General features: G+C 68.7%; 12 protein-coding genes. 3 read left to right on the forward strand and 9 right to left on the reverse strand.

Translation table 11 applies throughout. The annotated features are described in order from the left end of the window. Positions 1-144: 144 nt before the first annotated feature. The gene (locus O3W51_RS45980) at positions 145-729 is read left to right on the forward strand and encodes a hypothetical protein (RefSeq protein WP_244808910.1); all 585 of its coding nucleotides are present in this window, start codon (positions 145-147) and stop codon (positions 727-729) included. Between the two features lie 58 nt (positions 730-787). Further along, complete coding sequence (locus tag O3W51_RS45985) at positions 788-1,207, forward strand: helix-turn-helix domain-containing protein (protein WP_198359230.1); 420 nt, start codon at positions 788-790, stop codon at positions 1,205-1,207. 663 nt (positions 1,208-1,870) lie between these two features. On the opposite strand, the gene O3W51_RS45990 is transcribed toward O3W51_RS45985, so the two are convergent. The 8 genes from O3W51_RS45990 to O3W51_RS46025 form a co-directional block, all read right to left on the reverse strand. Further along, positions 1,871-2,182: a hypothetical protein gene (locus tag O3W51_RS45990; RefSeq protein WP_187144652.1), complete on the reverse strand. Its 312-nt coding sequence runs from the start codon at positions 2,180-2,182 to the stop codon at positions 1,871-1,873. 294 nt (positions 2,183-2,476) lie between these two features. Continuing rightward, entirely contained in the window at positions 2,477-3,142 is a 666-nt protein-coding gene (locus O3W51_RS45995) for a class I SAM-dependent methyltransferase (RefSeq protein ID WP_138359115.1), read from the reverse strand. A gap of 226 nt (positions 3,143-3,368) precedes the next feature. Continuing rightward, entirely contained in the window at positions 3,369-3,641 is a 273-nt protein-coding gene (locus O3W51_RS46000; protein ID WP_187145371.1) for a hypothetical protein, read from the reverse strand. Between the two features lie 1,125 nt (positions 3,642-4,766). Then, complete coding sequence (locus O3W51_RS46005) at positions 4,767-5,132, reverse strand: STAS domain-containing protein (RefSeq protein ID WP_187144654.1); 366 nt, start codon at positions 5,130-5,132, stop codon at positions 4,767-4,769. A gap of 47 nt (positions 5,133-5,179) precedes the next feature. Further along, positions 5,180-5,491, reverse strand: coding sequence for a hypothetical protein (locus O3W51_RS46010; protein WP_187144655.1), 312 nt, complete (start codon positions 5,489-5,491; stop codon positions 5,180-5,182). An 84-nt stretch (positions 5,492-5,575) separates the two neighbouring features. Next, on the reverse strand, positions 5,576-6,874 hold the full coding sequence (locus O3W51_RS46015) for an ArsB/NhaD family transporter (protein ID WP_269289928.1): 1,299 nt from the start codon (positions 6,872-6,874) through the stop codon (positions 5,576-5,578). Continuing rightward, positions 6,871-7,338 (reverse strand): CBS domain-containing protein, encoded by a 468-nt coding sequence (locus tag O3W51_RS46020; RefSeq protein WP_138359121.1) that lies wholly within the window; start codon positions 7,336-7,338, stop codon positions 6,871-6,873. The genes O3W51_RS46015 and O3W51_RS46020 overlap by 4 nt, the downstream gene beginning before the upstream one ends. Then, complete coding sequence (locus O3W51_RS46025) at positions 7,325-8,650, reverse strand: cation:proton antiporter (RefSeq protein ID WP_269289930.1); 1,326 nt, start codon at positions 8,648-8,650, stop codon at positions 7,325-7,327. The genes O3W51_RS46020 and O3W51_RS46025 overlap by 14 nt, the downstream gene beginning before the upstream one ends. Before the next feature lie 209 nt (positions 8,651-8,859). Here O3W51_RS46025 and O3W51_RS46030 point away from each other — a divergent pair, with 209 nt between their 5' ends. After that, positions 8,860-9,180 carry a hypothetical protein gene (locus O3W51_RS46030; protein ID WP_138359125.1) on the forward strand — a complete coding sequence of 107 codons (321 nt, stop codon included), beginning with the start codon at positions 8,860-8,862 and terminating at the stop codon, positions 9,178-9,180. A 1-nt stretch (position 9,181) separates the two neighbouring features. On the opposite strand, the gene O3W51_RS46035 is transcribed toward O3W51_RS46030, so the two are convergent. After that, a partial coding sequence (locus tag O3W51_RS46035; protein ID WP_269289932.1) for a hypothetical protein occupies positions 9,182-9,549 on the reverse strand: 368 nt, incomplete at its 5' end.

Consider the following 9,549-nt stretch of genomic DNA (forward strand, 5'->3'; position numbering starts at 1 on the left):
ACCCACCGCATGTACCGCCCCGCGTCAGCGAACCAAACCACCACACCCACCGCTACCAGCACAAAGACCAGCATCTGACGTGCCGTCACTGACACCACCCCACTGACACCAAAGCGGCACATCGCAGTCCGCCCCGGCGAGCGCGTGGTTGCGCGGTCGGACGGCAAGGGCGGCTTGATCCTGGGCGTGGAGAAGATCCAGGGCCGCGAGTTCGCCGCGAGCGCGGGGTGCAGCGGCTACGTGCTGGATGCCCGGCTGCTGATGGACGTACTCGGCAGCCTCAAGATGCCCGGCTCCTGGTTCCAGGTCTGGTGCAAGCAGGTGGCGCTGCAGAACGCGAACCGCGCCGACGACCAGCTCCGGGAAGCCGCCCGCGGCTTCGTGAAGACCAACCAGCGCGACCTCCAGGCCCGGTGCAACCTGTCGGCGGCCTCCGTGAACGAGGCCAGCCAGTTCTTCACGCACATCGGCTGGCAGCGCACCGCCAAGCGCGGCATCCTCCAGCTGAACCCGTGGCTGACGGTGGCCGGCACCTCCGGCGAGCAGGAGAAGTGGCAGGCGCTCTGGAACGGGGCCAAGGGCCCGGCCTGCGTCATCCCGCACGCCGACTACCCCACCGAGTGGCGTCAGCTGCGCGAGGCCGAGAAGAAGGCCGCCGAGTCCGCCCGCCGCAAGGAGAAGGTCGTCACCCTGCGGCAGCGGCGTCCCGTACGCAAGGCGAGCGCATGACCTCGCCCGGCATATCCTCGGTACAGCGTCCCGACCTGATCGGAAGTGGTGAGGCTCCGTGAGCAGCTCTTACGTACCCAGCCCTCCCACGGAGGCCCCCGTCACGATCCCCCGTGACGTCCTGCGCCTCCTGGCCCTGGTCGACGTCTCCACCGCCGGCCGCCGCGTCCTGGACCAGCTGCTGTACCTCAGCGACCCGGATACCGGCACCGCTTCGATCAGCCAGAACGAGATGTGCACCGAGCTAGGCGCGAGCAAGCCGACCGTGAACCGCGGCTTCAAGGAACTCCGCGAGTGCGGACTCGCCTGGAGCCTCGAGGATGGCCTCTACCAGCTCCACCCGCTGCTGACCGGCGGCGCGGTCTCCTCCCCCGTCATGAAGGTCCCGGAGATCAAGGCCGCCGAACCCGGCCGCTTCACCGAACAGCGACGGGCCCGCTTCGCCGCCCAGATGGCCAACCTCGCCCCCACCGGCTGAGCACCCTACCGCGGCCCTCGTAGGCCGCCCAGCGGGCTCCTGGCCCCGCGAAGACCCCAAGGCGCCGCACTCTCCGTGCGGCGCCTTCTTCGTGCCCGCCCGCACCTGAGCCGGTAGCACTAGGTAAACCGGTTTGTTCTGGAGGAGCAGAACAATCAGCGGCCTCTCGGACCGAGGGCAATGTATGCGCCAGCTGCGCATGGATCTCCTGCGTAACATCACAGCTCCGCTATGTTCCGCAGCCGCCGAAACGGGTCCGAGGTACTGCCCCCTGGCCCCGGAGCAGCAGGCACCGGCCAGAAGCAGCACGGCCCGAGCAGCGTGCAGGGGCTGGCCGTGCTGCAACGGCCGGGGCCGGCCTGCTACCCGTGCAGCACCCGTGTGCCGCCTGACCCAGGCAAATGCTGCGCTGCACCCACGACACCACCGTGCTGCAACCCGACAACCACCACCAGGACCACGAGCAGTAACCCGCCAACCACCGCCACCACCCCCGCTACCCATCGAGCAGCAGCCCGCTCCACACCACCGCGAGCAGCACAGCCAGGAGCAGCGGCACCCCGGTGCCGAAGGCCATCGCCTCACACCTCGCACCCTCACAGCGCGCCTCGCCAACCTGGGGAAACGGGCTGTGTGCCACACAGGACCGCCGGGGTGAGCGGTCTACAGGACGGTGCCGTACAGGGCGCGGCGGTCACCGGACATCGCGTAACGGCGGGCGGCGAGGCCGTTGTCGAGGGTCTCGCCGATCTGCTCGCACAGCGGGGTGAGGACGTCGGCCGCGACGGTGTCGGAGAGGTACGCCGGGGCGACTTCGAGCATCAGCTCCCCGAGCTGGTGGGTGGTGGCGGCGAGGTCGTCGACGACGAGGCGCAGCTCGGTGAGTGCGGGATCCGCCGGCGGACCGGCGGGCGGCGGGGGCGGTGCGGATGTTGCGGACGGACTGGTGGACCACGGCGCGCACGGTGGGCTCATCGAGCACCTGAAGGCCGGTGCGGGCGAGCGTAGCGAGGCGGCGGGTGATTTCAAGCTCCGCGACGTCGCCGGTACTGCCGGAGATGGCGATCAGGGCGCGTTGGGACAGGTCGTAGTCGAGCGCGGCCGCGGCGGCCGGTTCGCTGTCTCGCGTGCGGGACGTTCTGGGGTCGGCGGTGTGGCTTTGTCCACGAGAACGGGCAGCGTTTTGACACCAGGACGGACTGAGCTCAGGGGCTCTGGCGAGCCGGGAATGTTCACGAGATGGGACAGCACCGAGAGTTCAGGCGGTACTCACCGGGGGACGGTCTGGGTGACGCGCCACAGCCTCCGGGGGAGGCCGCCTTCCTCGAACGCGGCGACCTCATCCAGAGTCCAGCTCTTGGCGAGGTCGTCCACCAGGTCGCGGGGGAAGAAGTGGACGGCGAAGCCGCCGTGCTCCCAAATGTCGTCTCCGTGCCCGGTACCGGCCTGGTAGTGGGCATCCCCGGTGTGACGGACGGTGTAGACGAAGGCTCCGCCCGGCCGCAGCACCCGCCGCACCTCGGCGACCAGGGCGTGGATCTCCTGGGTGGACAGCGCCATGCAGAGCAGCATGTGCGCGAACACGGCATCCACCGAGGCGTCCGCGAGCGGCAGAGGCTGGCGGACGTCGTGAACCGCCGTGGTGGCCCGCCCGGCCACGCCCTGGGCTGCGGCGGCCTCACACAGCTGATCCAGACCCACCGGACTGAAGTCGGTGGCCATCACGGAGAAACCCTCGCGGGCGAAGTACAGCGCGTCACGGCCATGGCCGGCACCCAGCTCCAGTACCTGGCGGGCACCGGCGGCCCGGAAGACCGCAGCGGCACGGACCGCCGGCTCGGACGGCTCCTCGCCGTACATGCCGGGATGCTCGCCATAGATCTGCTGCCAGTGCGCGCGCTGAACCTCAGCCAGCCCCTGCTCCGATTCCGACACGCTGACGCCCTCCTCGCCGGGTCGGCATCGAACAACCGGCCCCCGTCAGGCCACCCTAAAGGGACCCCACCTCGTCGCCTCGCCTGCCCGCTGCACCAAAGACAGACGGTGCTGTCGATTCTCGTGAACATCGACTTCGACCCGAACCGGGTGCCTTCCGAAGCCCTGAACAATCGCTGCCGGAAATCGTGAACACAGCCAGCGGTGACGGCGTCGTGGATCGCGGTCAGGGCGTGGCGACGTCGAGCAGCCGGTACGCCTGGGCGCGGCTGATGCTGAACTCCGCGCCGCAGTAGGATTCCCAGCTGCTGTGCCCGTGGGGAAGCCAGATGCGGGCGGCGTGCGCGGCGCGAACCCGGGTGGCGAGCACCGCCACGGAGCGTCGGACGTCGTCCATCGCCTCGCGCAGCCCGGCCGTCATCTCGCGGGTGCCGGCCACGGTCAGTGTCGCCCGCGCCGGTTCGGGGACATGTCCGTGATGCTGCTCGTGCTCGCCCATGTCCTCATCGTCCTCCGCGCTGGCGGGCCAAGGCCAGGGCGCACGGAAGCGAGGCGCAAGCCTCGTCTCACAGTCGGCGGCGTTCCGGGAGCGCCTACAGTTCGGAGTAGGACATCCTGGCGGTCTCCTGTTCGCCCTCTGGCGCGTGAGGGCCCGGCGTTGGGAAGACCTTGGCGGGGTTCACCCGCCGGGACGCGATCTGGAGTATGTGAGGGGGTGGCGAGTTGCGCCTGGTCAATGTTGGCAGGGCTCTGCTCATGGCCGTATGGATCGACGCCCTGAACGTATGGGAGAGCGGCGTTCACGCGCGAGGTCTGGTGATCGGGGGAGTCGGTACGTTCATCTTGGGACTCCTGATGTTCGAAGGTCTCGAGTGGCGGGACCGCCGTCGAGAGACCAGCAAATCGGGCCCGCCGCCGCCACTGCCCCCGGTCGCCTCAAGGTCCGGCCAGGCCAACGGCGTTGGCGGCAGCAGCACGAAGGCGGATGGCTAGCCGCGGGCGGACACGGTCGCAGTTGCTGGAAATCGTGGCAGGTCGTTGCGGTGGCGCATGCTGTGGCCGCTGGTCGTCGCCCGGACACCTGCCGGCGCTCCACGGTTGCCGCCGCACCAGTGGGTACAGCCGGCTACCTCTGAAGCGGACGGCCACTCTCACCTTCATCGATGACCAAACACACTCTGACCTGGAATGACATCAGCCGTCCTGGCGGCGCGTCCCACGGCGCCGCAGACTCGCACGCGTCAGTTGCGAGATCGTAGTGATCTGCAAAATGAGGGCCCAAGCTATCCACCAGGCGGACCCTCCGGAGAGAGTCGCCTGGATTGCAGCAGTTAGCAGCATGACGCTAACCAGGACCGCCACAGTCGAGGTCAGCAAGCTGAAGCGATCACTCACGCGTGCACTATCGCTGAACATGCACCTACTTGCCTAGCTAGTGAGTTGTCGCGGGCGAGAATGGTCTGGGCCTCGCCAGGAAGTGGTTCACCGCTGGCGTCACGCTGGAGCTGTCGTTCATCTGGATCGCGTCCAGGTCGGTCAGTGTGCGGTTCACGCCGCTTCGCTCCGCACCAGCACTGCTGACGTGTGCGCCGCGCCGCGCGTGGTCATGGTGCCGATGCGGTGTTCAGGCGGGTTGGTCGTCGTAGAACAGCGCGCGGTCCAGACCGAGTGCGCGGAGGTTGGCGCGCAGAGGTGGGTTGGCGCGATGGACGATGAGGGTGGTGCCGTGTTCGCGGGCGGCTGCCATGAGAGGGAAGAACAGCGAGCCAGCCGCCGTCCCCAGAGCCGAGATTTCCGCGAAGTCCAGATGCGCCTCGTCGGGTGATGCCTGCAGGAGTTGGGCCAGGAGTTGTCCGATCGGTGGGGCGTTGTCGTGGCTGATGTCGCCGTGCAGGCTCACCACGACGCGCTCGTGGTCATTGCGGTGGATGTGCACGTTGCGGCGCAGGGCACGTGCTGCGCGCCATGCTTTCCATCCTCGTTCCGGCATCGAGGTCTCTCCCTTGGCTATGTCGGATTGCGCTGACCTGGGCCCGGTCAGGGCCGTGGACGGGCGGACCCGGGTTGTACGGCGCTGGCGATGGCGGTGAGGGTCAGGGCCACAAGGACCATGGCTATGCCCGCGCCGGTGCAGAAGATCAGGACGCGGTCGCTGACATGGGCCAGTCGCGGGAGGGTGTTGATGGCCACGACGCCGTAGTACAGCAGCGCACACACCCCCAGCATCCGGCGGTGGGTGAAACGCGGTGCCAGCCGCGGCAGCGGGACGCCGAGGAGCAGCAGGATGCCCAGGGGCAGCAGGACGGCACTGCTGATGGCCAAGGCTGTCCAGTTGATGGTGGGGTTCATCGGGGGCCTGTCGTGGATGCGATCTGATGACGGGGTGCCGGCCGGAGTAGCGCGGTGGCTGCCCTTGAGGTCGCGGGCAGGGGTTCAGGCGAGGGCGAAGTAGCGGAGCCATATGTAGAGGGCGGAGACGGTGATGGTGACGGCGGCGACGGGGGCGCCGTAGCGGGTGAAGGTCCAAAAGCTGATGGGGGTGCGGTTGCGCTCGGCGATGCCCAGGACGACGACGTTGGCGGAGGCGCCGATGGCGGTGGCGTTGCCGCCCAGGTCGGCGCCTGCGGCCAGAGCCCACCACAGGACCGGTCCGTGGGGGTCGCCGACGCTGTGGACCAGGTCGGCGGTGATGGGGGCCATGGTTGCGACGTAGGGGATGTTGTCGACGATGCCGGACAGGATCGCGGACGCGCCGAGGAGCAGCATGGTGGCGCCCAGCGGGTTGCCGCCGGTGGCATCGGCCAGTGCGGTGGAGACTTCGCTGATGACGCCCGTTTCGATCAGGGCGCCGACCATGATGAACAGGCCGGCGAAGAACGCCAGGGTGGGCCATTCCACGTCCGCCAGGACGTCGTTGGTCTTGACCGGGCTGATGGCGACCAGCAGTCCGGCGCCGAGCAGGGCCACGACGCTGGGCTCGTAGTGCAGCACCGGGTGCAGCACGAACGCGGCCACCACCAGGCCGAGCACGATCAGGCCCTGGGCGAGCAGCCGGCGGTCGCGGATCGCTTCGCGTTCGCTGAGCGCCATCACCTCGGCGGCGCGGTGTTCGTCGTAGACGAATGCCGTGCGGAACATGAACCGGCACATGCCCACCAGCACGGCGGTCAGGATCACGGCCAGCGGGGCGAGGTGGACGAGGAAGTCGTTGAAGTTCAGGCCCGCCCGGCTGGCGATGATGATGTTGGGCGGATCACCGACCAGGGTGGCGATGCCGCCGATGTTGGAGGCCAGCACCTCGGCGATCAGGAACGGGGCGACAGGAAGGTTCAAGCGTTCGCACACCAACAGCGTGACCGGGGCGACCAGCAGCACCGTGGTGACGTTGTCCAGTAGCGCGGACGCCACCGCGGTGATGACCACCAGCATCACCATCACCCGGAAGGGCTTGGCGCGGGCGCGTTTGACCGCCCAGATCGCCAGAAACTCGAACAGTCCCGTGCGGCGCAGCACACCGACGATCATCATCATGCCCAGCAGCAGGAAGATGACGTTCCAGTCGATACCGGAACCGGTGGAGAAGAACGCGGCGTCCGCGTCCGTGGCGCGCAACGCGAGCATCAGCGCGGCGCCGCCCAACGCGGCTGCGACCCGGTGCACCCATTCGGTGATGATCAGAACGTAGGCGCCGGCGAAGACCGCCAGGGCTGCCCAGGCGTGCCAGTTGTTCATACCGCACCCAACAGACGCTCGAGGAGACGGGAGGCGGTGATGACCCCCAGCAGATGGTCCCGCCCCTGGCCCTTGGCGGCGCGCTCGACGACGGCCACCAGCGGGCTGCGGGAGGTCGCCATCAGAGCGGCGACCTCCACCGCCGTGTCCTCGGCGTCAGCGACCGGCGGGAATGTGGCGCCCGTGGGCAGCACCTGGCCGACCGTGCGACCGGCCAGCGCCTGGCACAGCCGGTCGGCGTGGGCCTCATCGATCACGGCCGCCAAGGCGGGGTCTTCCAGCACGTAGTTCGGCACCAGCAGGCGGACCAGTTGCGAGGCGGGCAGGATCGCACCGGGCATCCCGTTGCTGTCCAGCACCAGTACCGCCGGCAGGCGTTCTTCGGCCAGCAGTCGTGCAGCGGCCAGCGCGTCGTCGCCGACCCCGACGCTGGGGTACGGCTCGGCCAGATCACGTGCGCGCACGTCGGAGCTCCTTGCTCTTGAGATCGGTGTCGTCCTGTGCACCGGATTCCGGGCCGGCGGCCGTCCCCGGAACCTGTGGCTGTGGGTCGCGGCCCTCCACGACATCGGCCGTGGTGTCGTCCTCGTCGTCCGGGATGCCGATCAGGTCGTCGACGTGGAAGACGCGGGCGATGGGGACATCACTGCTGGAGTGCACCGCGATGGACACCGCGATACACACCGCGATCAGCGTGTACGCCTGCTCGCCCTCGGGAATGCCCGCCTGCAGCACCAGCAGCCCGTAGACCACCGAAGCGAAGCCCTTGGGGCCGAACCAGGCCGCCACCCACCGCTCCCGGCGATCGATACCCGTGCCCAGCAGGGAGATCAGCAGCGAGGCCGGGCGAACCAGCACGATCGCCAAAACCACCACCACATACCCGCCCACCGACAGCCCCCCGAACAAAGCCGGAGTCAGCAGCGCCCCGAAGACCAGCAGCGCGGCGAACTTGCTCAACTCCGCCAACGCCTCGCCCAGCAGCTCAAAAGCGTGGGCGCTCTGCGGAGCGCACGAGGCCAGCACCGCCCCGGCAGCGAAAGCCGCCAGGTAGGGGTTGGCGCCGGTCAGGTGACAGGCCGCATACAGCACGATGCCGACCGCGAGCGGCCCCAGCGGCTGCAGACGCGGCTCCGCACCCAGCCCCGGAAGCCGCACCACGGCCGTGACCAGCAACGGCACCACCACACCCAGCGCGAGACCGCCGGCCAGCTCCAGGCCCACCACGCCCAACGAACCGTTGCCTTCGGCGTGCAACGGGCCGGCGGCGGTGATCAGGACCAGGACCACCGGAAGCGCCAGCCCGTCATTGAGCCCCGACTCGACGTTCAGCAACTGCCGCAGCCGGGCCGGCACCTCTTTGCGGCCCACGATCGCCGAGGCGAACACCGGATCGGTCGGTGACAGCACCGCACCCACCAACAACGACGTCGTCCAGTCCAGCCCCACCAGATAGTGCGTCAGCACGGCCACACCCGCGAATGCCAACGGCATCCCGATACCCAAGGCACGCGCGGGGGTGCGCCACGCGCTGCGCAGGCTGGGGAAGGAGACGTGCATGCCGTCGGTGAACAGCACCGTGAACAGCGCCAGGTCCGCGGTCGCGGTCACCAAGGGGCTGTCCGGGGTGATGTGAACCAAGCCCAGCGCACCGTCACCGACAGCGGCGCCGGCGAGCAGGAACAGCAAGGACGTGGAGAGAACGGAACGGGCGGCAAGGCCGGACACCAGTACCGCTATCAGCAGGGCGACACCGAACACCGCGACAAGTACCACAGGAAGCTCCCTGGATCGGCAGAAGGATCGCCAAAGCGATCGCCGACCAGACTTCCCGGCACACCGTCCATGAACTTACACGATCTTTACGCGCTGACGACAAATTTTCGCCGGTCACGCTGGAGCCGCGAGTACCGCACGTCCCCCGGCGGGGAAGCGCCAGGTGACGACGCAGGTGTGATCGCTGAAAGATGGGGCAGACGGTCCCCGTGTCAAATGCTCCCGAACTCGTGTCGCGGGTGCGGCATGCCCTGGCGCACGCGGGCTTTCACCTGGTCGGCGAGGTACCTGCCGACAACAGGCCGGGGCTGCGGGTGACGGAAGACCCCTCCGGAGTCTTGATCACCTGGACCGCATCGGACGGGTTCTCCGCACTGGCCTCGAACCAGTTGGCCCCAGGTGACAGCATGAAGGCCATCGTCCAGGCCGCCGTCTCGGGCCTATTGCTGCAACTCGGACACACGGTCACGAAACCGCCCCACGAAGGTGACCTGCTGGTTCTGCCCGAGGGACCCCACAGCGGCGCCTAGCTCAGTCGCGCGACCCCACCGAAGCGTCCCCCGAAGGCGTACTCACTCCACCTGTGCCGGTTTGCGCGCGTGGTCGTTGCGTCCACACCACCAGGACCAGGGCTGCGACGAGCACCGCGATGGTGGGAGCCAGCACGTCGGCGATGGACGGGACCAGACGCTCTCGCAGGGCGTCCACCAGGAAAAAGCCAGCCGCACAGCTGGCTGCCACCGCCGCTACTCCGGCCCAGATCGACAGGTGATGGCGTCGCCACCATCCACCGAGGTACATCGCTGCCGGCGCCCAGACCGGCAGACCCGCACCGTACGGCACCAGCCACAACACCAGATACGCCACACCAATGAACAGCCACGGGGCCGCCAGCAAGC

The sequence above is a fragment of the Streptomyces sp. H39-C1 genome (assembly GCF_027158125.1).
In the GTDB taxonomy this organism is placed as follows: domain Bacteria; phylum Actinomycetota; class Actinomycetes; order Streptomycetales; family Streptomycetaceae; genus Actinacidiphila; species Actinacidiphila fildesensis.

What these genes read in the sequence shown, in the direction of transcription:
- O3W51_RS45990 (WP_187144652.1), bottom strand. Translation starts at nt 2,182, where the DNA reads ATGAGCCCACCGTGCGCGCCGTGGTCCACCAGTCCGTCCGCAACATCC.
- O3W51_RS46000 (WP_187145371.1), bottom strand. Translation starts at nt 3,641, where the DNA reads ATGGGCGAGCACGAGCAGCATCACGGACATGTCCCCGAACCGGCGCGG.
- O3W51_RS46005 (WP_187144654.1), bottom strand. Translation starts at nt 5,132, where the DNA reads ATGCCGGAACGAGGATGGAAAGCATGGCGCGCAGCACGTGCCCTGCGC.
- O3W51_RS46010 (WP_187144655.1), bottom strand. Translation starts at nt 5,491, where the DNA reads ATGAACCCCACCATCAACTGGACAGCCTTGGCCATCAGCAGTGCCGTC.
- O3W51_RS46015 (WP_269289928.1), bottom strand. Translation starts at nt 6,874, where the DNA reads ATGAACAACTGGCACGCCTGGGCAGCCCTGGCGGTCTTCGCCGGCGCC.